Source organism: Rhodococcus sp. LB1 (assembly GCF_001583455.1).
In the GTDB taxonomy this organism is placed as follows: Bacteria; Actinomycetota; Actinomycetes; order Mycobacteriales; family Mycobacteriaceae; genus Rhodococcus_F; species Rhodococcus_F opacus.
The window spans coordinates 380-24,121 of sequence record NZ_LTCZ01000159.1; the positions used below are offsets into that span (position 1 = coordinate 380).

At 63.5% G+C, this 23,742-nt stretch carries 23 protein-coding genes; 11 read left to right on the plus strand and 12 right to left on the minus strand.

Annotated elements, in window-relative coordinates; genetic code table 11:
- Window positions 1–20: 20 nt before the first annotated feature.
- From AZG88_RS22135 to purU, 3 genes are all read right to left on the minus strand, one after another.
- Complete coding sequence (locus tag AZG88_RS22135) at window positions 21–224, minus strand: hypothetical protein (RefSeq protein ID WP_061699049.1); 204 nt, start codon at window positions 222–224, stop codon at window positions 21–23.
- A 137-nt stretch (window positions 225–361) separates the two neighbouring features.
- Window positions 362–1,222, minus strand: a complete 861-nt coding sequence (gene folD / locus AZG88_RS22140; protein ID WP_061699052.1) for a bifunctional methylenetetrahydrofolate dehydrogenase/methenyltetrahydrofolate cyclohydrolase FolD — start codon at window positions 1,220–1,222, stop codon at window positions 362–364.
- 61 nt (window positions 1,223–1,283) lie between these two features.
- Complete coding sequence (gene purU / locus AZG88_RS22145; protein WP_061699054.1) at window positions 1,284–2,192, minus strand: formyltetrahydrofolate deformylase; 909 nt, start codon at window positions 2,190–2,192, stop codon at window positions 1,284–1,286.
- 202 nt (window positions 2,193–2,394) lie between these two features.
- Here purU and AZG88_RS22150 point away from each other — a divergent pair, with 202 nt between their 5' ends.
- The 3 genes from AZG88_RS22150 (at window position 2,395) to AZG88_RS22160 (ending at window position 5,987) form a co-directional block, all read left to right on the plus strand.
- Window positions 2,395–3,411: an NAD(P)-dependent alcohol dehydrogenase gene (locus tag AZG88_RS22150; RefSeq protein WP_061699055.1), complete on the plus strand. Its 1,017-nt coding sequence runs from the start codon at window positions 2,395–2,397 to the stop codon at window positions 3,409–3,411.
- A gap of 105 nt (window positions 3,412–3,516) precedes the next feature.
- Window positions 3,517–4,584, plus strand: a complete 1,068-nt coding sequence (locus tag AZG88_RS22155; protein WP_061699056.1) for an AraC family transcriptional regulator — start codon at window positions 3,517–3,519, stop codon at window positions 4,582–4,584.
- 206 nt (window positions 4,585–4,790) lie between these two features.
- Window positions 4,791–5,987 (plus strand): acyl-CoA dehydrogenase family protein, encoded by a 1,197-nt coding sequence (locus AZG88_RS22160; protein ID WP_061699057.1) that lies wholly within the window; start codon window positions 4,791–4,793, stop codon window positions 5,985–5,987.
- Window positions 5,988–6,042: 55 nt separating this feature from the next.
- Here AZG88_RS22160 and AZG88_RS22165 read toward each other — a convergent pair whose 3' ends face one another.
- The gene (locus AZG88_RS22165; protein ID WP_061699061.1) at window positions 6,043–6,849 is read right to left on the minus strand and encodes an IclR family transcriptional regulator domain-containing protein; all 807 of its coding nucleotides are present in this window, start codon (window positions 6,847–6,849) and stop codon (window positions 6,043–6,045) included.
- A 485-nt stretch (window positions 6,850–7,334) separates the two neighbouring features.
- Here AZG88_RS22165 and AZG88_RS22170 point away from each other — a divergent pair, with 485 nt between their 5' ends.
- The 8 genes from AZG88_RS22170 (at window position 7,335) to AZG88_RS22205 (ending at window position 16,663) form a co-directional block, all read left to right on the plus strand.
- A complete protein-coding gene (locus AZG88_RS22170) occupies window positions 7,335–8,531 on the plus strand; it encodes a CaiB/BaiF CoA transferase family protein (protein ID WP_061699063.1) in 1,197 nt (398 codons plus the stop codon).
- Window positions 8,528–9,352: a citryl-CoA lyase gene (locus AZG88_RS22175; protein ID WP_061699066.1), complete on the plus strand. Its 825-nt coding sequence runs from the start codon at window positions 8,528–8,530 to the stop codon at window positions 9,350–9,352. Before AZG88_RS22170 ends, AZG88_RS22175 begins: the two co-directional genes overlap by 4 nt.
- 37 nt (window positions 9,353–9,389) lie before the next feature.
- Window positions 9,390–10,253, plus strand: a complete 864-nt coding sequence (locus AZG88_RS22180) for a dioxygenase family protein (RefSeq protein ID WP_061699067.1) — start codon at window positions 9,390–9,392, stop codon at window positions 10,251–10,253.
- Window positions 10,254–10,367: 114 nt separating this feature from the next.
- Window positions 10,368–11,729, plus strand: a complete 1,362-nt coding sequence (locus tag AZG88_RS22185) for an aminomethyltransferase family protein (RefSeq protein WP_061699069.1) — start codon at window positions 10,368–10,370, stop codon at window positions 11,727–11,729.
- 58 nt (window positions 11,730–11,787) lie between these two features.
- Window positions 11,788–12,336, plus strand: a complete 549-nt coding sequence (locus AZG88_RS22190; RefSeq protein WP_197487898.1) for a flavin reductase family protein — start codon at window positions 11,788–11,790, stop codon at window positions 12,334–12,336.
- On the plus strand, window positions 12,333–12,785 hold the full coding sequence (locus AZG88_RS22195) for a hypothetical protein (protein WP_061699074.1): 453 nt from the start codon (window positions 12,333–12,335) through the stop codon (window positions 12,783–12,785). Before AZG88_RS22190 ends, AZG88_RS22195 begins: the two co-directional genes overlap by 4 nt.
- Window positions 12,786–13,604: 819 nt before the next feature.
- Complete coding sequence (locus AZG88_RS22200; RefSeq protein ID WP_061699077.1) at window positions 13,605–15,272, plus strand: CocE/NonD family hydrolase; 1,668 nt, start codon at window positions 13,605–13,607, stop codon at window positions 15,270–15,272.
- A 398-nt stretch (window positions 15,273–15,670) separates the two neighbouring features.
- Window positions 15,671–16,663 (plus strand): LysR family transcriptional regulator, encoded by a 993-nt coding sequence (locus AZG88_RS22205; RefSeq protein WP_156517573.1) that lies wholly within the window; start codon window positions 15,671–15,673, stop codon window positions 16,661–16,663.
- 13 nt (window positions 16,664–16,676) lie between these two features.
- Here the strand turns inward: AZG88_RS22205 and AZG88_RS51895 are convergent, their stop codons facing one another.
- The 8 genes from AZG88_RS51895 to AZG88_RS22240 all read right to left on the minus strand — a co-directional run bounded on the left by AZG88_RS51895 (window position 16,677) and on the right by AZG88_RS22240 (window position 23,544).
- On the minus strand, window positions 16,677–16,832 hold the full coding sequence (locus tag AZG88_RS51895; RefSeq protein ID WP_156517574.1) for a hypothetical protein: 156 nt from the start codon (window positions 16,830–16,832) through the stop codon (window positions 16,677–16,679).
- A 365-nt stretch (window positions 16,833–17,197) separates the two neighbouring features.
- Window positions 17,198–17,977, minus strand: a complete 780-nt coding sequence (locus AZG88_RS22210) for an SDR family NAD(P)-dependent oxidoreductase (RefSeq protein ID WP_061699081.1) — start codon at window positions 17,975–17,977, stop codon at window positions 17,198–17,200.
- Complete coding sequence (locus AZG88_RS22215; protein WP_061699083.1) at window positions 17,974–18,513, minus strand: VOC family protein; 540 nt, start codon at window positions 18,511–18,513, stop codon at window positions 17,974–17,976. The genes AZG88_RS22210 and AZG88_RS22215 overlap by 4 nt, the downstream gene beginning before the upstream one ends.
- An 89-nt stretch (window positions 18,514–18,602) precedes the next feature.
- Window positions 18,603–19,364, minus strand: a complete 762-nt coding sequence (locus AZG88_RS22220; protein WP_061699085.1) for an N-acyl homoserine lactonase family protein — start codon at window positions 19,362–19,364, stop codon at window positions 18,603–18,605.
- 7 nt (window positions 19,365–19,371) lie between these two features.
- Entirely contained in the window at window positions 19,372–20,697 is a 1,326-nt protein-coding gene (locus AZG88_RS22225) for an MFS transporter (RefSeq protein ID WP_063886863.1), read from the minus strand.
- A 131-nt stretch (window positions 20,698–20,828) separates the two neighbouring features.
- Window positions 20,829–22,247 (minus strand): 2-oxoadipate dioxygenase/decarboxylase, encoded by a 1,419-nt coding sequence (hglS, locus tag AZG88_RS22230; RefSeq protein WP_082833421.1) that lies wholly within the window; start codon window positions 22,245–22,247, stop codon window positions 20,829–20,831.
- Entirely contained in the window at window positions 22,244–23,041 is a 798-nt protein-coding gene (locus tag AZG88_RS22235; protein ID WP_061699089.1) for an alpha/beta hydrolase, read from the minus strand. Before AZG88_RS22235 ends, hglS begins: the two co-directional genes overlap by 4 nt.
- A gap of 8 nt (window positions 23,042–23,049) precedes the next feature.
- A complete protein-coding gene (locus AZG88_RS22240) occupies window positions 23,050–23,544 on the minus strand; it encodes a hypothetical protein (RefSeq protein ID WP_061699091.1) in 495 nt (164 codons plus the stop codon).
- Window positions 23,545–23,742 lie beyond the last annotated feature (198 nt).

Genomic DNA, 23,742 nt, shown 5'->3' on the forward strand with positions numbered 1-23,742 from the left:
ATTAAAGACTCAGGACACTACTAGGGGCGCTCGCGCGCGTACGCCGTTTCCGAGCAGTGCGAGTTGTCGAAGAAGTCGGTTCCGGTCATCGTGATCCAGCGCTGCTGGATTCGGGCGAGCGCAATCTGTCGTACGAGGTACCGAGCGGATTCCGCGCCTCGGTTGGGTATAAGCAGACCCACGATAGCGATGACGGCGTGGATGGCCAGTCGGAGCACGCGCATGTTCCTTATGTTTGTAACGCTCAAGAGCTTTGCTTTGCAGCTGCATTCGTCCGCAATGGTATCGTTCATCGGCAGCCCCGGCGGGTAGGGCCGAAAAGAGTGTCCTTGTCCGGGATCACTTGACGTCACATCGCTACCTAGCCCGCTCGAGACGTCCGATGGGCGAGTTCGGCGGCTTGGAGAGTGTTGACGAGAAGCATCGCTATGGTCATCGGACCGACTCCGCCGGGCACCGGAGTGATCGCACTCGCCACTTCACTGACGTCGGAGAAGTCGACGTCGCCGACGAGACCATGTTCTGTGCGGTGGATCCCCACGTCGACCACCACTGCCCCGTCCTTCACGAAGCTGCGATCGAGCAGCGTGGGCACGCCTGCCGCGGCGATGAGGATGTCAGCCTCGCGACACAGACGTGGAAGATCACGACTGCGACTGTGGCACACGGTGACCGTCGCGTTGCGCTCCAGAAGCAGCTGAGCCATCGGACCGCCGACGAGGATCGATCGGCCGACGACGACGGCGTGTGCGCCCTCGATCTCGACACCGACATGCTCGAGGATGCGAATCACGCCAGCCGGAGTACACGGCCGCAAGCCTCTGTCCCTCTGCGCCAGCTGACCGGCGCTGCGGACAGTCAGTCCGTCGACATCTTTCCCAGTCGGAATGCGGTCGATCAATGAAGCTGCATCGAGGTGAGGTGGAAGGGGCAACTGGATGAGTATTCCGGAAACGCGTTGATCCTCCGCGAGTTCGTCGATGAGCGCAATGGCCTCGGACTGCGTCACGTCTTCCGGTAGCCAATGGTGGAGGTCGCGCATGCCCGCTTCCAGCGACAGGCGCCGCTTGTTTCTCACATATACCTCTGACGCCGGATCCGATCCGACCAGTACCGTCGCGAGTCCGGGAGACTCGGCACCCTCGGCTACCAGAGCCGCCACTCCCTGTGCCACCTCCTGGCGCACCGTCGCGGCGAGCTGTTTTCCGTCGATCACGTTCACGGTTGTTTCAATCCTCCTTGCGTCTGCTCTCGAAACCACTGTTCGGCGACAAGCATTCGGTTCACGCAAAGACGACGGTGGAGTTCGCGTGTCGCAGAACGCGGTCTTCGCAATGCCACAACACCGCGCGACTGAGCACCGCCCGCTCGACGTCGGCACCGCGCCGTTGCAGAGCCGTTACAGCGTCCTGATGCCCGACCCGGGCCACGTCCTGCTCAATGATCGGTCCCTCGTCCAGGTCGGCGGTCGCGTAGTGCGCAGTTGCGCCGATCAGCTTCACTCCGCGTTCCTTCGCACGCGCATAAGGGTTCGCGCCCATGAAGGCCGGCAAGAACGAGTGGTGGATGTTGATGACGGGGCAGCCGACCTCGGTGATGAAGTCGTCGGACAGAATCTGCATGTAACGCGCCATCACTATCAGGTCGAAGTTCTCCTGCAGGAGCTGCAACTGCTGCGATTCGGCCTCATTCTTGGAGTCTTTGGTCACCGGAATATGCACGAACGGGACCCCGAAGGACCTTACGTCTCGAGCCAGATCGGCATGATTGGAAATTACGAGTCCGATGTCGACCGGGAGTTCGCCGCGCCGCGCGCGCCACAGCAGGTCGAGCAGGCAGTGGTCGTACTTCGACACCATAATCGCCACTCGTTTGAGACGGTCAGCATCGACGATTGCCCACGACATCGAATCGAATTTCGGAGCGATGCGGGCGGTGAAGTCGTCGACCATGCTCGACAGGTGAGCCCTGAGGTCGTCGCGATGGAATACCATGCGGAGGAAGAAATGACCCCCTTCGGGGTCGGTAGTCGCTTGATCCGATTCGGTGATGTTCGCATCCCAGTCGGCGAGGAACTGCGAGACAGCCGCGACGACACTGGGCTGATCGGAGCACTGCATTACCAAGCGCCCGAGTACTCCCGCTCGTGGGAGCGATCGAACCGGCGTCGGGGCTTCGAGGATGATGGGCATTGCGGCCTCCGTGGTGAATGTGCTTCGTCTTCGGCCCGAAACAACCAGGAAGTAGTTGAGGGCTCATCACGATTCAAGGGCCTGAGCGTCGGCTCGCAAAGCCGAATTCCGCACGGGGATTAGTCAGATTCGGCGGTGAGATGCGTGATATAACGTCACAAACGGACAATTGTCCGCTTACGACGTCTGAGGGAGTCATCATATGAAGGCAGCTGTGTTGCACACCATCGGTGAGCCACTCGTCATCGAGGAACGAGACATTCCGGTACCGGGTCCGGGAGAGGTGCTGGTTCGCGTGGTCGCAGCGGGTGTCTGCCATTCCGATCTGCACCAGCAGGACGGTTCGGTCCCGCCGTTCCGGATTCCGATCGTGCTCGGTCACGAGAACGCAGGCATCGTAGAAAGCCTCGGTTCGGGCGCCGCCGGCATAGAGGTCGGGGAACGCGTCGTCGTGTACGGCGGGTGGGGATGTGGGCGCTGCCGATTCTGTCTCGGAGGCCAGGAGCAACTGTGCTCTACGGCGTCATGGTCCGGGCTCGGCCCGGATGGCGGATATGCCGAGTACATGGTCGTGCCATCGGCGCGCCACCTGGTCCCGGTGGGAGATCTGAATCTGGTGCAGGCGGCCGCGCTCGCCGACGCGGGTGTGACACCGTATCGAGCCGTCAAGAAGGCTCTCGATCTGCTCGTGCCGGGAACGACGGCACTCGTGCTCGGCGCCGGAGGTCTAGGCCAGTTCGGGATCCAATACCTGAAGATGCTCACCGAGGCTCGCGTGATCGTCGTAGAAACCTCGGCAGAACGTCGCGACATCGCACGGTCGCTCGGAGCAGACGTCGTCATCGACGGTTCCATATCCGACCTGCAGGAGGCGGTGCGAGCGGCAGCGAGTGAGTTCGGCGTGACGGCCGCGTTCGATTTCGTCGGCAGCGATACGACCATGCAACTGGGATTGAGGTCGCTCGAGCGTCAGGGACTACTCGTTGTGGTCGGACTGGCAGGCGGCAGCGTCCCGGTCTCCTTTTTCGGTATGGCCAGCGAGGCAGTGGTCACCACGAGCAACTGGGGAAGCCGAAACGACCTGGCCGAAGTGATCGCCCTCGCTCGCGCCGGCGCGCTGACCATCTCAATCGAAGGCTATCCGCTCGCCGAGATCAATGATGTCTTCGAACTGCTCGAGAAGGGCAAGACCAAAGGGCGCGCTGTCCTTATTCCTTGAAAGAACCCGGTGTGACCAGCGCGGGAGATCCCAGAAGGTTGCTCGCTGCGCCGTGACCACTGTATCCTTGCAACGGACATTTGTCCGCCGAAGGAGGTGGTTCTTGTGGCGTCCACCCTGTCCCGTTCCGTCGATTCTGACACGCCCTATACCGGCGCAGCCGACAACTTCACGACCCCCGACCTGCGTGAGGCCAAAACGAGAACGGAGGGCCTCCTTCAAGCCACCCACGAGATGGATGTTCTCGAACGCAGGCCCGGGCAGTTCCTGGCCAGCGTCTCGCACTCGCGGGTCGGCGGCTTCGGCATCATGGACTTCGACTATCGCGCGGGAGTTGTGATTCGCTGCGAGCCGCCGGTGCGATGGGTCACCGTAAATTTCGTCACCGCGGGTTCGGCCGAGTTCGCCAGCGAGGGACGAGCGCCGATCCTGGTCGACCCCTCGAGCGCGGCCGTGAACGACTACACGAGGCCGATCCGAATGACCGTGTCCGAATCCGCCGCTCAGTCGATGGTGACAATATCGAAGGCACGGCTGGAATCATATTTGCAGAATCTCATCGGTCGCGCCCCTGACCAGCCGCTCCGTTTCTCACCGACGATCGACATGCGTCGCGAGGGCGCTCGATTCGCGGCAACGCTGTCCATGATTCGCTCTCATCTTGCGTCGAGACCAGACGCCGAGATCGCACCCTCGCTCGCCGCCGAATACGAACACGCCCTTATTTCCGCGCTAGTGCTCGGGCAACCGAACAACTTCACCCAGCTCATCTTCGCTCCGGTCACACCATCCCCCGCGCGAGTGACCGATCGGGTGGTCGAATATATCGACTCCGCCACCGACGTCCCGTTCACGGTTCGCGAACTCACCGACGTGGCACAGGTCAGTGAGCGGGCCCTCTATGCGGCCTTCCGCCGGGACCTCGGGGTCTCACCGATGGCCTACCTGCGCAAAATACGGCTGATACGCGCCCGGGAAGCCCTACTCACGGCACAGGAAGACCACGCTGCGGTCGAGACCACGGTGACTGCGGTGGCGTATCGTTTCGGGTTCAATCACGTCGGCCGCTTCGCCGCCCACTATCGTGCAGAGTTCGGCGAATTCCCCTCGGAGACAAGAAAATCTCGAGTTGTTGCGGTGCGTTCCTTGACAGATACGAGTCGCAGCCACTAGCTCGGCAGACAAGCGTTCGATCGTAGAAGGCTGCCGTTCTGCCCTCACGACGCGACTCGACGCCATAGACGGCAGGCTCCTCGAGAGTCCGCGTGTGCAGAAAGTGACCTGTGTAGCGGCGGAATCGGGATCGCAACACCCGGGAAACCGAACGTAGCCTTACTGGAATCCTGAGGAACCACCCTGCGTAGGAAGACGTGAAGGCAATGACACACCCGGCCACCCTGACCGCAGCACCCAGCTCATTCGTGCGAGACGATGATCAACGTCGACTCCTCGAGCGGACGAAAGAACTCCATGCCCTGATCGCCTCACACCTGGCGGGTAACGACGAACGCGGCCAGCTCGCCGATGAGGTCGTCGATGCACTCCACGATGCGGGAATCTTCGGCATGTGGGTACCCCGCGAACTCGGTGGATTCGAGCTCCCACCGATTGAGTCGCTCGAACTGGTGGAGTCGCTTGCCTACTCCGATCCGGCTACCGCTTGGGTCGTGATGGCGATCGCTCTTGCGACTGGCACGGGCGGCGCCTACTTGGACAGCGAGGCTGCCGCGCAACTCTTTTCGAGGGAGAGGACCCCGACCATCGCCGGTCAGGGTACGCGTCCAGGCAAGGCAGTTCCCGTTGACGGGGGCTACTTGCTCTCGGGCGAGTGGAGCTTCGCATCCGGCATCAAGCACGCCACCCACATTCACACCGCCGCGATCGTGGAAGGCACGGGGGAAATGCTGATCTTCGTGTTGCCGACCGAGGAAGCGATACTTGTCGACAACTGGGATGTGATGGGACTTCGAGCCACCGGCAGCCTCGACTACTCCATTGATGGAGTGTTCGTTCCGCGCACTCACACCCATCGGGTGACCGAGACGGTCCCCGTCACGGGCGGCGCTCTCTTCTCGCTCGGAATCAGCAATTTCGCCCTGATCGCTCACTCCGCATGGGCCGTTGGCGTGGCTCGCCGTTTGCTCGACGAGCTCGCGGCACAGGCCCAGGCGCGCAAAGGGCGGGCAGGTCAGTTCAGTTCCAGCGACTCGTTCCACGAACAGTATGCGCGCGCCGAAGCGCTCTGGCGCGGAAGCAGAGCGTTCCTCTTCGAGCAGTGGTGCCTTCTCGAGCAGACCGTGGAACGTGGCGAGACGACGACGGTCCGCGACGACACCCTGCGCCGGCTCGCGATGACGAATGCGACGGAGGCCCTGCATGAGATCGCCGCCTTCGTGTACAAGAGCGCCGGCACCTCGGCGCTTCGCTCAGGCATCATTCAGACCATCTTCCGCGACACGCACGCAGGCACGCAGCACGCCAGTTCCTCTCCCGCAGTCGTCCAGAACCTCGGCCGCGAACTCGCCGGTCTCGCGGACGGGTCGCACTGGGTCTTCTTCCAGCTTGTCCAGGACTAGAACGTCTCTGGCGAGCATGTAAAGCGTTGCGCACGTCGCCGTTCGGATGAACCGGTCAAGCTGGACCACCGAGCGTGATCGTGGGCCGACGCTCCCAGCGGGCGAAGTCGGCGCTGATGGCCCCTGCAGTCTGCAACAAGGCCGGCAGGTAGTCCTGCACCAGCGTTTCCAGAGAGGTCTCGAGCGCGTGCGCGTTCACGTTCACTGCAGCTCTGACAACCCCGTCACCGTTGCGAATCGGCGCCGCGACCGATCGGATCGCGGGCGCCAGCTGCTGATCGGTGAGCGCCCAGCCTCGAGCCCTCACCGCGCTCAGCTCCTCGTCGATCTCCTGCCGAGTCGGCTGCCATGTGGGTGTGATGCCGGACAGGGAGGGGGTGCCCAGTGCATCGTCGAGTTGGTCAGGCGGCAGCGCGGCGAGCAGTACCTTTCCAAGCGAGGTCTGCACCGCCGGGAAACGGGTGCCGATCGAAACCGTGAGGGCTACCAATTTCGGGACGGCCACCCTCGAGATGTAGATGATGTCGGATCCGTCCAGCTGCGCAATCGAACTGGATTGCTGGGTCACGGCAACGAGATCCACGAGGTGTGGGCGGGCAATCTCCCAAAAGTTGCTCGATGCGACATAGGCGGCACCGAGTTCGAGGACGCGGGCAGTGAGGGAGAACTGGCCCTTGTCGGACCGCACGTAGCCGAGCTCCCCGAGAGTGATCAAGATGCGTCGAGTGGTCGGACGACTGAGTTCGCATCGGGCAGCAACCTCAGCCAGCGACAGAGATGGCTGGTAGCCGTCAAATGCCTTGATTACGGACAAGCCACGAGCGATCGCTTCGATGAAATCCGGACTCGCTGCCTCGCGCACTTAATCTCCTCGTCTCTGGTGACGGAGTTTTGCCGTAGCGACTTCGCTCGTGGTCCGCCCGCTCCGCCGTGTCCCCATCAGCTTATGCGTGAGCCGAGCGCTCGAGCGTCAGGGTATCGAATGTGGAGGCGACGAGATTTGCTGTACGGACTTTCGTCCGTTGGGTTGCGCATTTCCTTCGCCTCACCTGGACTGCCCCGTTAATTCGGTGGAAGAGAACGCATCCGATTCTGAGCGTCGCCAGGCGTGACTCTTGACACTCTCAGGATTGCCGTGCATTGTAAATTTGGATAACGGACGATTGACCGCCAGACGGACAATCGCTTTACCCGGGTTACGGCAACGACAGAGTTGCGCCACTCATGGGATGCCCCCGAATCTCGCGCTACGCCTTCGAGCACGGGCCTCGCTTTTCGCCTTGACGACGCCGAGTCCGACCGCCTCCTACTGACCATGAGGGCCAATTCGAAAGGAAATACACTCAATTGAGCTCTGAATCCGCAATCGGTCCGCGGCCGCCCCTGCCGCTCGACGGCATCGTCATCGCCGACTTCTCCCGGGTCCTCGCCGGCCCCTACGCCACCATGCTGCTCGCCGACATGGGCGCCGAAGTGATCAAAGTCGAAAGCCCCGGCGGTGACGACACCCGATCCTGGGTGCCCCCGGTCCGCCCCGACGGGGTCTCCACCTACTACGCGGCCATAAATCGGAACAAGAAGTCGATCGTCCTCGACTTCAAGGACCCCGACGACCTCGCCGTTGCCCACGCACTCGCCGCCCGCGCCGACATCGTCGTCGAAAACTTCAAGCCCGGCGGCCTGAAGCGGTTCGACCTCGAATACGACTCGGTCAAGGAACGCAACGAAACGGTGATCTACTGCTCGATCAGCGGATTCGGCTCCGCCGAGGGCGCCACGCTGCCCGGGTACGACCTGATCGTGCAGGCGATGTCGGGGTTGATGAGCCTGACCGGCGACCCGGACGGGCCCGCCTACCGCGCCGGGATCAGCGTCTTCGATGTGATGGCCGGTCTGCATTCGACGATCGGAATCCTTGCGGCCCTGCGGTACCGGTCGATGACCGGTAAGGGCCAGAACATCGAGACGAGCCTGCTCGCCTCGGCGATGAGCGGGCTGGTCAACCAGACCTCCGCCTACGTCGCCGGTGGGGTCACCCCGAACCGGATGGGCAACGCCCATCCGAGCCTGTTCCCCTACGAGCCGCTGCCGACCGCGGACAACGATCTGATCGTCACCGCCGGCAACGACGGCCAGTTCCGCAAGCTCGTCGAGGCCCTCGGCATTCCCGAACTGGCCGACGACGAACGTTTCGCCCGCAACGCCGACCGCACGCAGCGGCGGGAGGAACTGCGGCCGTTGCTCGTCGAACGGCTGAAAACCCAGTCGGCGGAGCACTGGTTCGCCAAACTCAACGAGGTCGGCGTCCCGAACGGGCCGATCAACACCATCGCCCAGGGCGTGCAGTACGCCGAGAAGCTCGGCCTGGCACCGATCGTGCAGGTCGGGCCGGCCGGGCAGACCGTGCCCGGGATGCGCAACCCGATCTCGTTCTCGGGAATCGAACCCCGCTATGACCTGGCCCCGCCCACCCTCGGCCAAGACACCGACGAGATCCGCTCCTGGCTGGCCGCCACGACAGCCGCAGCGTACGGAGAGAAATGACCACCACCGACCCCACCACACCCCGGTACCCAACCTCCCTGGGCACCTCCACCGCCACCGAGATCAACCTCCTCGGCCACGACCTGGCCGGTGACCTCATGGGCAAGGTCGGCTTCGGAGAACTCGCCTTCTGGCTGGTCGCGATGCGCCGACCCAGCCCCGGGGAACTGCGGGTCTTCGAATCCGTCCTCGTCGCCCTCGCCGACCACGGGTTCACCCCCACCGCCATCGCCGCCCGAGTGACCTACCTCAGCGCCCCCGATTCCCTGCAAGGGGCGATCGCCGCCGGTCTGCTCGGCGGCGGCTCCCGCTTCCTCGGCGTCACCGAGGACTGCGGACAGTTCCTGCACACCGCCCTCGACACGCACGAAGGACCGCTGCCGACCACCGAGGAGGAGTGGGACCAGATGGCGCTCGATGCCATCGCCCGCCAGAAGAAGCTCGGCAAACACGTTCCCGGCCTGGGCCATCCCAACCACAAGGACGGCGACCCCCGCACCCCCGTGCTGATCGGGATCGCCACCGAGGAAGGGCTGCGCGGCCCGCACCTGCAACTGTTCGAAGCGATCGGCCGGATGAGTGAACGCGGCGTCGGACGCGCTCTGCCGCTCAACGGCGCCGGGGTGTGCGGGGCCGCCCTGGCCGATCTCGGCCTGCCGGTCGAACTGCTCCGCGGCTTCGCCCTGCTCGCCCGGTGCGCCGGGTTGCTCGGCCAGATCGCCGAAGAACGCCGCAACCCGATCGCCCACGACATCTACATGAGCGTCGACCGCAACGCGGTCTACGTCGACCCCGACACCACCGCCGATCCGGCCCACTGACCACCCCCTACTCGAGATCGAAATCAAGGAGACGACGATGGCCTTCGTCAACGAGGACAACATCACCGACCTCGCCATCAAACGGTGGTCCACCGCCCGGTCCCCGCGGGTGGCCGAGTTGATGACGGCGCTGGTGCGACACATCCACGACTACGCCCGCGAAGTGGAGCTGACCTCCGACGAGTGGATGGCGGCCATCGAATGGCTCACCGCCACCGGGCAGATCAGCAACGACAAACGGCAGGAGTTCATCTTGGCCTCGGACGTGGTCGGGCTGAGCATGCTGGTGGTGCAGATGAACAACCGGTTCGCCGAACAGGCCACCCCGGCCACCGTCCTCGGCCCGTTCCACATCGACGGATCCCCGCCGGCCCCGTTCGGCTTCGACATGTCCGAGGGCATCGCGGGCACCCCGCTGTTCATCACCGGGAAGGTCACCGACACCACCGGAACCCCGATCCCCGCCGCCGTCCTCGATGTGTGGCAGGCCGACGCCTCGGGCACCTACGAAGCGCAGATGCCCGCGATCGACGAAGCCCGACTGCGGGCGAAGTACCAGGCCCGCGAAGACGGCACCTACTGCGTGCGCACCATCGCCCCGCTCGGCTACACCATCCCGATGGACGGCCCGGTCGGCAAACTCATCGAGCGAACTGAGATCAGTGAGTACCGGCCCGCGCACGTGCACTTCATGTTCGACGAGACCGGATACAAGAAGCTGATCACCCACCTATTCCAGAAGGACACCGACTACCTCGACAGCGACGTCGTCTTCGGCGTCAAGGACGCGTTGATCGTGCCCTTCATCGAGCATGCCCCCGGTCCGAGCCCCGACGGCGGCGTCATGGACCAACCCTTTGTCCTCGCCCACTACGACTTCGTTCTCCAGCCCGAGGACTGACCCGAAACTACTGACCAGTTTGCGTGTTCACCTGACAGGAGAAGTGCGCGCGCGTATAGCCGAAAAGATTGATACACAGCTAAATACGTGAAAGTCCATTCAAGGAGGAAAACCATGACCATCCCCGCCGGTACCGATGTTCCGTTCAACTACAGCCCCTACATTCCCTACGATCCCACTGTGAACGGCGTGTACAACGGGTATATCAGCACCCCCGCAGCCGACGGCGTTCAACCGTTGGAGTTCACCGGGTGGCGTGACGAGATGATGTCGTGGCACGACAACTGTTATCTCCATGCGGGCTTGAACCCGACCTACCTATACCGAATCAAGGGACCCGACGCACTGAAGATGTTGTCCGACAATTTCGTCAACACCTTCAAGAACTTCCCTGTAGGTAAGGGCAAGCACGGCATCATGGTCAACTCCGAAGGTCTGATCACCGCGCACGGCATGTTGCTGCACGTCGATGACGACGAATATCTCGGATTCTACCTCCATAACCGTCCCGAAATCGCACTCGCGGCGGGTAATTACGACGCCGAAGGCACCGATCTTACGGGGCAGTACTTCAACTACCAGCTCGGTGGGCCACGGTCTCTCGAGGTGGTCGAGGCCGCCGCTCGGGAAGATCTGCACGATCTCCCCTTCATCCACTTCCGCAGCGCCGAAATCGCCGGTGTGCCAGTTCGGATTCTACGGATCGGAATGGCCGGCTCGCTCGCGTACGAAGTGCATGGCGCCACAGAACATGCACTGACGGTGTACTCGGCCCTCCTGGAAGCCGGACAGCGATTCGACATCCGGAGACTGGGACGACACGCATACTGGAATGCGCATACCGAGAACGGCTTTCCCCAGTACAGCATTCACTTTCCGGCCGCGCCCGCCGACGACATCAACGGCGAACCCGCACCACCACTCGAGTTGGACTCGTACTTCCGGTATACCGGAAGCATGGGGCCTGACAAGGCGCTGCGATACGTCAACCCCGTGGAGGTCGGCTGGGGAGGGATGATCAACTTCGACCACGAGTTCGTCGGAAAGGCAGCTTTGCAGAAGATCAAGGCCAACCCTTCCCGGAAGATGGTGACCCTCGAGTGGAACGCCGAGGATATCCTCGACATCCACCGGTCCGAGTTGCACGACGGCGAACCCTATGCCGCCATGGACGGCCCCGAGGACTTCTCCTTTCACGCCGGCGCAGAGTATCTGGCAGACAAGGTTCTCGTCGCGGACCGACTGGTCGGCGTCAGCACCGGACGCATACACAGCTGGTATTACCGGAAGATGCTGTCTCTCTGCACTATCGACGTCGACATCGCCGAAGGCGCGGAGGTGACGGTGGTGTGGGGCGATCCGGGAACTCGACAGAAGACCATCCGCGCCGTTGTCGCCCGATACCCGTATTTCAACGGGAACCGCAACGAGAAAATCGATGTTGCGGACATCCCTAAACTCGTTACCGCGCGCTGATTCGCTAAAAGCCCAGTTCCGAATAGCCGCTTGTCCCATCTCCATGCCGGAGGGTTTCATGAATTCCGTTAATACGTCGCAGGTGCCGTATATGTTGGCGATGGATGATCTGGATCCAGGGGAGCTGCGGGCCAGTTTCGGGGGCTTCCCGTCCGGAGTCGCCGCGTTGTGCGCATACGTCGACGAGCAACCCGTCGGTCTGGTCGCCACGTCGTTCACGGTCGGGGTGTCGTTCGAGCCTCCGCTCGTTCTGTTCTCGATCCAACACACCTCCCGCACGTGGCTGCGGTTGCGTGCGGCGCCCCGGTTGGGAGTCTCCATTCTCGGAAGGGGACAGGCAGATGCGTGCCTGCAGCTCGCATCCCGCACCCGTGACCGGTTCGAGGGTCTCGAGCTGGCCCGGACCGAGTCGGATTCGATCCTGCTCGGCGGTGCGTCGATGTGGATGGAATGCGAGAGGCACAGTGAGTTCACCGCCGGTGATCACGATGTCGTTGTTCTCGCGGTCACGGGCATCGCGGCGGCCGAGGACACCGCCCCGCTGATCTACCACCAATCCGGTCTCCATCCCCTCGAGACCGCGACCGGGAAGCGGTCTCGGCCGTGACGGTCCCGACCACTCGCCGTATCCCGGTCGCGGTAGAACCGCCCGGCACCCTCCCCCGCGCCCTCGGCGGAGACCACACCGATTCGGGGACAATGCGGATCCGGGCATCGGACCTGCGACAGGCGCAACAGCACACCCACCGTCTACGTCGTCACGAGACGCAGGCAAGGCGTGACCCGGGGGCTCTGACCGTGCTCCTCGACGTGGAGGTCGTCATCGCCCCCATCGCACGTCAGGCGAGGGCGACACAGTCGCTACTGTCCGACCGCGAGCGCATCTCGGAATCCTCGTCGACGATTCGCTACATCGGTACACCAGAAGGCTTGGCGACCCTCATCGCCGACATCCACGCGGCGAAGGTCGCCGACGGGGTCACGCTGATACCGCTCGACGACCACGACAGCACGCGGCTGATCACAGACCGCGTACTACCACTCCTCGATTCTTGACGATCCCCTTCCGGCGAACAACCGGACCGGCGCTGCGACGACGGGTCTCGATTACGGACGCGGAACTGCTCTTCGAACAGGTCAGAAGATGCTCAGGGATGTTCCGTGGTGCAGAAAGAGAGGGACACTTGCACGAAACAATCGCCCCCCACCACAGTGAGAATGCCGTGGGACCCGCCCAAACTCGGCAGTGTGGGCAGCACCTGCAGATGTGTTGAAGCCGACGCTTGCCCTCCTCGATTCGGCACCGCACTCGCGATGTCGACGGGATCGTCAACGTGACACTGCCGAACTCACAATTGACGATCTATCCCGACTCCGGACACGGCCGGGTCTTCCAGTGCTACCGGCAGTTCGTTCCTGAAGTTCTCCAGTTCCTTGCCCAGCCCTGAGTCCGGAAAAGGTCGATGAAGTATCCAGACTGGGAGGTATTTAGATGACCCTGGATACGTCCATCATCCTCGCAGCGAGAACTCACGGCGGGCCCAGAACCGTATTGGTTCGGGCACGCGAACGAGTGAGGCGCCCAGGAGGTCCATGCTACTGCTCGGACCAGCCACGCTCGCATCGCTCTCACCCTGAATCCTGTTGGGCTACGTGATGAACTGCAGGACATCGAGTCTCCTGCACCTCGATGGTTGGCTCGAGTCGCCTGCCCATACCAGGGTACGTTTACTTGCCTACTAGTACCCCTCCTTGTACCCTATGGGTGATCGCAATCACAGAGGTCCCACACCCAGTGCTTACGCACACTTCGGCCTTCCTGGAGCGCCGGGTGTGCATCGAGTTGGTGTTTCGAGTGAAGGTAGGAAGCCTGAAATGAGTCAGATCAGCATCGACCTCAAGGTGGAGGTGCCGATGCGCGACGGCACGATTTTGAGGGCCGATGTCTATCGGCCGACGGCTCCGGGTACGTATCCGGTGCTGATCCAGCGCACGCCGTACGACAGGACGGGACCGTTGAACGTTCTCCTGTTCGACACCTTGACCGCGGTGAAGCGTGGCTACATCGTCGTGCAGCAGGACACCCGTGGCCGATTCGATTCCGACGGAGAGTGGCTGCCCTGGGCCTACGAGCAGCAGGACGGGTACGACACCGTCGTCTGGGCGAGCCGCCTTCCCGGCAGCAACGGCAAGGTCGGCATGTTCGGCGGAAGCTATACCGGTCAGACTCAATGGGCCGCAGCCCTCACTCAACCGCCAGGTCTGGCGGCCATAGCACCGCAGATCACCTGGAGCGACCCCGCCGATGGCCTCATGTTCCGCGGCGGCGCAACCGAACTGGGGCTCAACGCGTGGTGGACGCTCGCCCAGACTTTGCCGCAGTTGCCTAAGGTCATCGATGACCCCGACGAGCTCCTCGCCGCGATGGCTACCACCGTCGAGGATTACGACTCACTTGCCACCAACAGCTACTGGGAGCTCCCGGCGGCGCCGCTCCCGGCCCTTACCCGGGCCGGCCTGCCCGACATCGGCGTCCAACGAGGTCTGCACGATCCCGAAACCACCGAGGAATGCCGTGTTGCCGGCCACCACGACCAGGTGTCTGTGCCGAGCTTGAACATCGGCGGTTGGTACGACGTCTTCCAACAGGGAACACTCGACAACTACATCGCGATGCGCGCACGCGGTGTGCCGACCCGTCTCGTGGTCGGCCCATGGCCGCACGTGAATGCATTCACCTTCGGACAGATCGGCGACGTCAACTTCGGGTTACTGTCGGAGGTTGCGCCCGGAGCAAGAACCATGACCGACTATCAACTCGATTGGTTCGAGAACTACCTTCAGGACGGGTCGAACACCAGCGATTCGAGTGCGCCAGTGCAACTGTTCGTCATGGGAATCGACCAATGGCGCGCCGAGGAAGATTGGCCGCTCGAGCGCGCGGTCTCCACACCTCTGTATCTCCACGGAGACGGCAGCCTCTCCTTCGACCAGCCTACCGACGAGCAATCGCACAGCGACTTCACGTACGACCCCGCCGATCCGGTTCCGACGTGCGGCGGCAACCTCGTGATGTCCACTCAGTTCCCGGCCGGACCGAAAGACCAGGCAACCGTCGAAAGTCGCCCAGACGTATTGGTGTTCTCGACTCCCGTGCTGTCGGAAGACCTCGAAATCACAGGCAAGGTGACAGCCGAACTCTTCGCCGCCACCGACGGGCCGACGACCGATTGGGTGGTCAAACTCTGCGATGTCGACGAAAATGGCGTCTCCTACAACATCGTCGACGGGATCAGCCGTGTGACGACCGAGGCAGACCGCGTCGACAAGGCCGACATCAATCTATGGTCGACCAGCATCGTCATCAAGGCCGGCCATCGTCTCCGAGTGCAGATCAGCTCCAGCAACTTCCCCCGCTGGGACCGCAACCCCAACACCGACGCGGAAGTCGACGACCCCAGCAAATTCCGCGTCGCACAGCAGAGCATTCACCACAATGCGCTCCGCCCGTCTCACCTCGTCCTCCCTGTCGTCACCCACTAGAGAAGCCAGCGCCAAGAAGGATGACGGCCGGGCCGGCAGCCCACACCTGCCACAAGGAAACCCGCGGCTGCGCCGGCCGTCTCTCCGGCGTTGCACGCCCCACAGTGTTCTGGCGCGATACCGCTCGGTACTCGGAGTCGAGATCGATGGATACGGCGGGGCGGAGGCGGGGGCGTATTGCGAGGTCCGCTTACACGGTAACCGACCGGCATCCCGGGTCGTAGAGGATAGCAACGAGTTGCTCAGAGAATCGCAGGCGGCTCTTTCTCAGAGAAGGACCCGGCCGTCTGCCCTCGCAACTGCCCGATAGTGTCCTGGAAGCACACGGCTTCGACCGATTCAGCGCAGCCCGCGCGATGGACCTGTGTCAGGGACTCGGTTGATCAACGGCGCTGTCGGTGTGTCCCGCACTGGGGCGGTGTCGGAGAACAAATATTGACGGCAACGTCGCGCCTGTCGATGGAGGAGGAATTACATCCATGATCGAGCTGAGGCTTCTGCGCTACCTGGTCGCGGTGGCCGACGCCGGCACGCTGGCCGCTGCGGCACGCGACGTACATGTCACTCAGCCCTCGTTGTCACGGCAATTGCGGGCGCTCGAGCAACGGCTGGGCTTTGCGGTCTTCGACCGGTCCGGCATGCGGCTCACCCTTACTCCGGCCGGACGCAGCTTCGTGCACGAAGCGCGTGACCTCCTACGCTCGGCACAAGAGACCGAGGCAGCAGCACAGCGACTGGCATCAGGAATCCCGAAGAAGATCACCATCTCCGCGCCGATGACAACAATCACCGACATGCTCGCACCCTTCATGGCCCAGAATCTGACCGACCGAGATCCCCATATCGAGTTTCTGCCGGTTCTGCCCGCCGAGGGTTTCACGCCCCTCGAATCTGGTGCCGACATCGCCATCGCCAGCGCCCCACCGCTGGAACGGTATACGACACAACTACTCGGTCAGATTCCACTCTTCGCTCAGTTCCGGGCCGGGCATCCGTGGTCGACACGTTCGCAGATCCACGTCCGCGAACTCGCCCAACAACCATTGGTGCTTCTGACGCACGCTCATCGCACCCGAAACCTGCTCGACACCCTGATGAACGATGCAGATGCCACGTACCTGTCGTACGTCGAATGCCATGTACCGAAGGCCGCGCAGGCCCTGGCCGCCGCAGGCCGCGGGGTGGTTGTACTGACGGATCTACCCGTATTCGACCTGGTGGCGGCACCGCTTTATAACGACAACGGCGCAATCAAGGTCCGGATTCACGCCGCCTGGGAGCGTAATCACTACGCGGCACATGATATTGGACGGCTGGCACAATTGATCCGCGATCATTACACGGCTCGGCTGACCGCCACCTCCAGGATCGGCCGCAGTGCCGCCCCGTGACGTCGCCTGCCCGTCACGGGCGTGAGGGCCGTCGCTCGTGTTGTGCCCGCCGGAGATGACCGGGAAGGTAGCGGAGCAGCGCGAATTCGGCGAACGCGCCCGGCGCGGGACCCATCACCCGATCATCGACGGTGGACGCCGTGACACCGGGACCGACGGCCTCGACCACTCCGGCGAGCTCCGAGGCCCGCGATGTATTCGTTTCCGGGCCGTGAACTGGGGTTGTATGTGCCGGTGAGCATGCACATGTCGGCCCGGTTGACGCCTGCGGCATGGATGCGGACACGGATCTGTCCCGGAGAGTGAGGAGTGGAATCTGTGGCACGCACCTGCCAGTCGGCTGCGGTGCCCCCGGTCAGTACGGCCATGGTGATCGTGACCCTTTCGCTACGTCTCCTATGGATCGAGGCCGGTGGCCGACGACGACGGTGAGGGCGGGCGCATGTATCTCCGCCGCCAGCGAATGGAAATGGTGGGTGCCGGCCGGGCTGAGCGAGCCCCCACCCTTCCAACTGTGGTCCGTACGTACTGTGGTCAGTACATGGCCCTGCCGCCGCTGATGTCGAAGGTTGTCGCGGTGCTGAACGAGCACGCCGGCGACGACAGCCAGGCCACTAACTCGGCCACCTCGTCGACCTCTACGAACCGTCCCATCGGTACCCGCGCCAGCAGCCGGTTGACGTGTTCTTCTCGGCTTTCCGTACCGCGCTCACCGAAGATCGCGGTGTCGGCCGGGCCGGGGGTGACGCAGTTGACGAGGACGCCCTCGGTGGCGAGTTCCTTCCCGAGACTCTTGGTGAGGGAGATGACGGCCGCTTTCGACGCCGCATACGACGCAGCCTCGGGGTTACCCTCCTTGCCAGCGATCGAGGCTATGTTGACGATCCTGCCCCAGCCCCGCTCGCGCATACCCGGCAGGAGGGCCTGAGTGCATTGGAGCGTTCCGGTGACGTTCACCTCGAATGTGCGCTGCCATTCCTTGATCGGCAGCTCGGCGGTGGGCCCTCGCCATCCCAGAATTCCCGCATTATTGACCAAAACCCCGGGACTGCCGAGCTTTTCGAGAGTCCGATCTGTTGCCTCTTCGACACTGGCAGGGTCCGTGATGTCGACGACACACCACTCGATCCGGCCGGACGCGTCGGCCCCTAGTTCGGCCGCCGCCCTGTTCAGTTCGTCGGCGACGACGTCCCACATGGCCACGTCGTATCCGACACTGGCCAGTTTCTTGGTGACTGCATATCCGATGCCCCGGGCGGCGCCGGTGACCACAGCCCGGCGGGTCGCATCGACCGGTTGCGGCTGTGGCGTCATTTCGTGACTCCCAGACGTCGGATCGGGTCGGTGCCGTCCCAGCCGATCGAGGCTTCCTCGATAGTCTTGAAGTACTCGGCCTTCCCGCCTGTGGTCTCCGACAGCTCGATCGTTCCGCCCGGGACGTCGGGGTGAACGTAATAGGCGAATCGACCCCGCGTGCCCATGCGGCCGGCATGCCCCTCGACGTACCCGGCCGCGAGGAATTCTTTGGCGTGAAGGTCGAACTCCGTGGTCCAGTAGGCGATGTGCTGGGCCCCTTCGCCGCTTTCGTTGAGGAAGTCGCGGTACAGCGACGGTGCGTCGTTGCGCTGCTGGATCAGCTCGATCTGGATGGAACCCGAATTGGCAATGGCGATAGACAGTTGTGGCAGCGTCGCGAGCGCCTCACCGTAGTAGCTGAACTCGGTGACGCCGACGTTCTCCTTGTAGAACCACGGACCCACCTTCATCTTGCCGCTCCAATGCGCCATTGCCTTCTCGATGTCGCGTACGACATATCCCACCTGGCGGGCACCGCCGAACAACGTACTCATGACATTCTCCTTTGATTTCAGTGGTCGATGGATCTGGGAACCGAAGCCCGCCGGGGTTTGACCGCGTCACCCCCCGGCCGTGCCTGCGGTCAGCCCAACCGGTCCGGGGCTTGGGGGACGCTCGTCCAGGACTCCGGGTCGTGCCCGACCATGACCTGGGTTCCCGAGTCGCGCATCGCACGGATGCGATGCAGAACGTCGAGTGTTTGCTCCGGATCGGCCAGGATTCCCGGAAGGTGGAAGTCGTCGAGCGTTCGGTCGAGGTAGCATGCGTCACCGCACAGGAGGTATCGACCGCGGTCGGTGTTGACCAGCAGGGACTGATGGCCGGGGGTGTGACCGTAGGTCGGCACGCACAGCACCGACCCGTCCCCGAAGACGTCGAACTCGCCGTCGAGCAGACGGACCGGTTGTCCGGTGTCGAAATCGACCTGCCGGTATGCCATCCGGTCGCCGGGTTGCTGCACCGCGTGCTTCCATTCGAGGCTTTGCACGAGCACCTCGGCGTTGGGGAGAAGCGCGTTGCCGCCACAGTGGTCGTGGTGCAGGTGCGAGTTGACGACGAAGCTGATGGCGTCGGGGTCGAAGCCCGCGGTGGTCAGCCGACTGGAAATCTGCGCCTGCGGTGAGAAGTGGAACGTCCGATCGTTCTTGGCATTGGCGGTGACGTAATTGTCGTAGTCGCTGAGCAGCAGCGGGTTGAGTCCGGTGTCGAAGACGACCTGCCCCCGCGGGTGGACGATCAAATACGAACCCATGGGGACCCGGATGACACCGGGTTCGTCCTGACGGAGGAAGTTGAACGGGATGGTGATTTCTCCGCAGGTCATTGCGTAGAGAGAGACGGACATGGCGTTCCTAGACTGTGGTGTGGTCGGTGGACGGCGCACTGTGCGCCCGTAACTCGTTCAGCTGCCGGGTGCCGGCGCCAGTGCGGCGGGACAATACGGTCGCGGCGACGACGGCGAGGACCACATACGCCAGCTGGTAGCCGATGACCGACCAGATCGTGCCGGTGCTGGTCAGCAGGAACTGAGAGATCATCGGGATACCGGAAATGAGTACGACGGCCGTGATCTGATAACTCAGCGAAATGGCCGTGTACCGGACATGGGCGGGGAAGGATTCGGCCAGGAACCCGGCGATGATCGCATACGCGAAGCAGAGCGGAATGATCAGGGTGGCCAGTCCGATCCCGGCGAGCCAGGTGTTCGCGGTGCCCACCATCAGGTATGCGAAGGGGGTGAGCGGAACTGCGGCGAACATGCAGGCCTGAAAGACCCTGATCGGCTCGAACCGGTTGGCCAGGACGGCCCCGAACGGTTGGACGACGAACTGGACGATGGACATGATGAGGATGGCGGTGAGCATGGACTGACGGCTCATCCCGAGATCGGTGGTGGCCCAGTTCAAGCCGAAGACGTGGGCGAACGTGCCGGCGCTGTTGGTTGCCGCACCGGCGGCCGCTCCCAACAGGATCAGTAGTGGCATCTTGCGGATGACCTCGGCGACCGGAAGCTTCACGGTCGCCTTGTCTTTGACTGCCTTGACGAAGTCGGGTGATTCGGCGATGCCGCTGCGGATGACGAGTCCGATGACGACCAGGATTCCCGAGGCGAGGAACGGCAGGCGCCATCCCCATGCCTCGAACTGCTCCATCGGGAGGAGTCCGACCAGGAGGAACGCCACGGCTGCCATGATGTTGCCCGCCGGGGCGCCCTGCTGGGCCCAGGCGCCCGCTGAGACCCTGCGATTGCTCTGGGCGTGTTCCGACGCGATCAGCACTGCGCCGCCCCACTCGCCACCGACCGCGATTCCCTGCACAACACGCAGGGTGACCAACGCGATCGGCGCGGCGATGCCGATGGTGGCGTAGGTGGGGAGGAGTCCGATGCCGACGGTGGCGATTCCCATCATGAGAAGGGTGGCCACCAGGGATTTCTTCCGGCCGATGCGGTCACCGAGATGCCCGAAGATCACTCCACCGAGTGGGCGGGCGAGATAGCCGACGCCGAAGGTCGCAAACGAGGCGAGGACACCCGCCGTCGGGTTCAGGTCGGGGAAGAAGACCTTCCCGAGGATCAAAGCGCTGGCGGTGCCGTAGATGAAGAAGTCGTACCACTCGACGCTGGTTCCGAAGAACGCGGCGAACCCGGCTCTTCTCGCCTGTGATGGTGCTGTCATTTTTGTCTCCGATGACGTGACTTATGAATAAATGTGGGAAGTCCGAGAGGTCGACCGCGGGGCGGGTAAAGTGTTCGATCGTGGCTGCCCGTCCCCTCACAATGGGCGCCGGATCGTGTCGAAAGGCGTCCTCAGGCGGGCGTCGGACGCAGCTTGGCCGCGGTGTCGTTGGTGATCTGCTCCACGTGCAATTGCTCGGCTACCCGCTCGAGTGAGTGCGCCCGCGCCCGGGCATAGAGGTCCTGCGGATCGTGAATCCGGGAGCCGATGACCCCCTCCATCCATGCCTTGTCCCGAGTGACCCCACCACCGGTGGCGTTGACCCGACCTTCGCCGGTGAGATTCGATGAGAAGATTCCCGCCGCGGACAGTGGCAGGAAGTCTTCGTAGACGATCGGTTCGGCGTCCACCCAGCCGCCGGCCAGGAGATCGGCAAGGTCGGAGGGTGCGTCCCCCTCGGCACCCGGTCGTACCCGGAAGGTGAAGTACGCCAGATCCTGCAGGGCGAGTTCGCGTTCCGTGTCGGGCAGGAGCTCTCGCCAGAAGGTGGCCGCAAGCTCGTCTTGCGCTTCGGCGGGTTGGTCGGCGACCGAGCGGATCTGCCGGCACAGCCTTTCGTAGCGTTCGAGGCCCTTGGGGGTCAGTGCGATGCCCCGTGCCTCGACCTCGCCGAACCGGACCTTGAGGTGACCGTCGGTCACCTCCCCGTCCGCCTCCCGGAACCGGCGGGGTTCACCGAGGGCGCGGAACGACGTTTGCCGCAGGAGCACCTCCGGTCCCTCCCAGCGGGGCGGGCCCTGGATCTTGTCGATCATCCCGATGCCCCGGTCCTGCATCCGCAGGTACAGCTGGTCGATGTCGAGGACGCGGGGGGTGAGGTGGTTGATGTGAGTGCTGCGGACGCCGCCGATATCGGCGGCCACACTCGAGACCTGCTCGAGCTCCTCATACCAGCGGCGATCGACCGGCTCCGAGCTCAGAGCGAAGCAGTGCACCGCCAGCCGAACGAACTCGTCGGCATTCTCGCCATCGAGGCCGCCCTGCACCTCGGACTGCCGAGCGAGTTCCAGCAGCTCGGCGGGGATCAGGGTGCGGCTGTCGAGGAATTCACGCAAGCGCCGTTCGAGGTCCTCGTCGAAGAATCGTCGATCCTCGGGGACGAGCATCGAGGTGAAGACCCGGAAGGGATTCCGCGCGAGTTCGTCTCCGTCGATCGGGCGGAACGCCGTCGAGACGACCGGGATCGCAGACGGGTAGGCGTCGCGGAGATCGTAGAAGCCCACCGGATACATCCCGAATCCGGCGAACAACTGCGCCACCTGCGCCAGCTCGCGTGGCGTTCCGACACGGATGGCTCCGTGCCGCTCGGCCGTGACCCGGTCGATGGTGCCCAGCCGTTGCGCATCGGCGCCCCGGGAACCGAGCACCTCGGCGTTGATCTCCTCGCACACCTCGACCAGCGTCCGATAAGCTGGCACTTCCGTGCCATACATGATCGAAAGAGATTGCGCGAAAAGCGCTCTCAGCTCACCCTGGGTAACAGTGGTCACCGGAGTTCCTCCTCTGTGGATGGGGCGCCGGACTCGTCGGTGATAGCCACGGACAGATGATCGGCGAGGAATGCGGTCAGTGTCTCCGTCTGACGCGCATCAGGAGTGCGGTGCGGCCCGGGTACGGCCATCAGCTGTTTGTCGGCCGAGCCCAGGGCGTCGAACAGATTCACCAGACCCGCGCGGTCGAAGATCTCATCGTCCCACCGGACATAGTGCAAGGCCGGAAGTGAGAGTGTCGCCGCATCAGCGATCAGGCGGGGTCCGGTGTTGTTGTTCGTCCCCCACATGCCCAGGACCGCAGCACTGAACGTCGCGCCTTCGGCCGCCAGCAGCGGGATTCCGTACAGAGACCCCATCGATAGGCCGAAGTAGCCGATCGGAACGTCTGGAAGGAGCTCGCGTGCGTGTGTCAACGCTGCCCGCCAGTCCTCGACCATGACGTCGATCCTCGGGTCGGTATGCCAGAGCTTCTGCCAGTCCGGTTTCACCGCGTCCGGATCACGGCCACCGTCTTGCCGGCGGTCCCCGTGTACGGGTCCGTCGATCGCCAGACTTGCCAACCGGTGCCGGTGAGCGAACCCGCGTGCGAGGACGCGGGTGCGCTCGTCGGCCCGGTGACCGTAGCCACCGTGTCCGATCAGCACCAGACCCCCGGGCGCCGCGTCGGTGGGAATCCACAGGGACGCCCGGATCACGGTTCCGTTGCCGCCGGCGGTGAAGTCGGTGCACACGGGATCCGACGATTCAGCTGCTACCGATTCGACGGAACTCGCGCTCAGCGGGAAGGTCATGACAAGATCTAGTTGAGGGTCGGGTCGACGAACATCGCCTTCGGGCGGCTACCGGCCAGTACCGCGATGAGGATGTTCTCCTCGTCCGGGGTGCCTTCGGTGATGTTCACGAAGCGGCGGGGCAGGTAGGCGGGCACCGCGATGCAGTCCAGTGGGCCGAGGTCGATGGAGTGCTCTTCCTTGCTGCCGAAGATGATCTTCCAGCGGCCGTTGACGGGGATGAAGGTCTCGTTCCCGTCGTGGACGTGCAGCGAGGGTCCGTTGCCCGGCTTGACCTGGACGTAGGTGATGTTGAAGCCCTCCTCGATCGGGATGGCCGGCAGCGAATCGCCCGCGTTGTTGACCTCGAGGCCCGGCCCGAGGACCGTGAAGATCTTCTTTGCGTTCCCGTCCCGACCGTTGTCCGGGTACCGCTCCGGGTTGTACTGCAGTTCGTCGAATCGAGCCACCCGCTCGAGGACGTCTTCGAGTGGTACGTCACGAGGCTCGAGGTGCACAGTCATGGTTTTCCCTTCCCTGATTGGAGTGACGCTTTACGGACCACGATCGAGGGTGTGTCCTGCGTCATGTCCAACGTAGGGATCCACTACGTTGCCGTCCAATACTTGTTAGGCCACAAAACTATGCCTGCAAGGCAACACCGAACCCACCGCCCGGAGTCCGGGTTACACGCCGCATCTTCCGGTAGGCCGGGAAGTGGG

What these genes read in the sequence shown, in the direction of transcription:
- AZG88_RS22160 (WP_061699057.1), top strand. Translation starts at nt 4,791, where the DNA reads ATGACACACCCGGCCACCCTGACCGCAGCACCCAGCTCATTCGTGCGA.
- AZG88_RS22135 (WP_061699049.1), bottom strand. Translation starts at nt 224, where the DNA reads ATGCGCGTGCTCCGACTGGCCATCCACGCCGTCATCGCTATCGTGGGT.
- AZG88_RS22240 (WP_061699091.1), bottom strand. Translation starts at nt 23,544, where the DNA reads ATGACTGTGCACCTCGAGCCTCGTGACGTACCACTCGAAGACGTCCTC.
- AZG88_RS22175 (WP_061699066.1), top strand. Translation starts at nt 8,528, where the DNA reads ATGACCACCACCGACCCCACCACACCCCGGTACCCAACCTCCCTGGGC.
- AZG88_RS22150 (WP_061699055.1), top strand. Translation starts at nt 2,395, where the DNA reads ATGAAGGCAGCTGTGTTGCACACCATCGGTGAGCCACTCGTCATCGAG.
- AZG88_RS22220 (WP_061699085.1), bottom strand. Translation starts at nt 19,364, where the DNA reads ATGTCCGTCTCTCTCTACGCAATGACCTGCGGAGAAATCACCATCCCG.
- AZG88_RS22200 (WP_061699077.1), top strand. Translation starts at nt 13,605, where the DNA reads ATGAGTCAGATCAGCATCGACCTCAAGGTGGAGGTGCCGATGCGCGAC.
- AZG88_RS22215 (WP_061699083.1), bottom strand. Translation starts at nt 18,513, where the DNA reads ATGAGTACGTTGTTCGGCGGTGCCCGCCAGGTGGGATATGTCGTACGC.
- AZG88_RS22185 (WP_061699069.1), top strand. Translation starts at nt 10,368, where the DNA reads ATGACCATCCCCGCCGGTACCGATGTTCCGTTCAACTACAGCCCCTAC.
- AZG88_RS22190 (WP_197487898.1), top strand. Translation starts at nt 11,788, where the DNA reads ATGAATTCCGTTAATACGTCGCAGGTGCCGTATATGTTGGCGATGGAT.
- AZG88_RS22225 (WP_063886863.1), bottom strand. Translation starts at nt 20,697, where the DNA reads ATGACAGCACCATCACAGGCGAGAAGAGCCGGGTTCGCCGCGTTCTTC.
- AZG88_RS22210 (WP_061699081.1), bottom strand. Translation starts at nt 17,977, where the DNA reads ATGACGCCACAGCCGCAACCGGTCGATGCGACCCGCCGGGCTGTGGTC.
- purU (WP_061699054.1), bottom strand. Translation starts at nt 2,192, where the DNA reads ATGCCCATCATCCTCGAAGCCCCGACGCCGGTTCGATCGCTCCCACGA.
- AZG88_RS22180 (WP_061699067.1), top strand. Translation starts at nt 9,390, where the DNA reads ATGGCCTTCGTCAACGAGGACAACATCACCGACCTCGCCATCAAACGG.
- AZG88_RS22235 (WP_061699089.1), bottom strand. Translation starts at nt 23,041, where the DNA reads ATGACCTTCCCGCTGAGCGCGAGTTCCGTCGAATCGGTAGCAGCTGAA.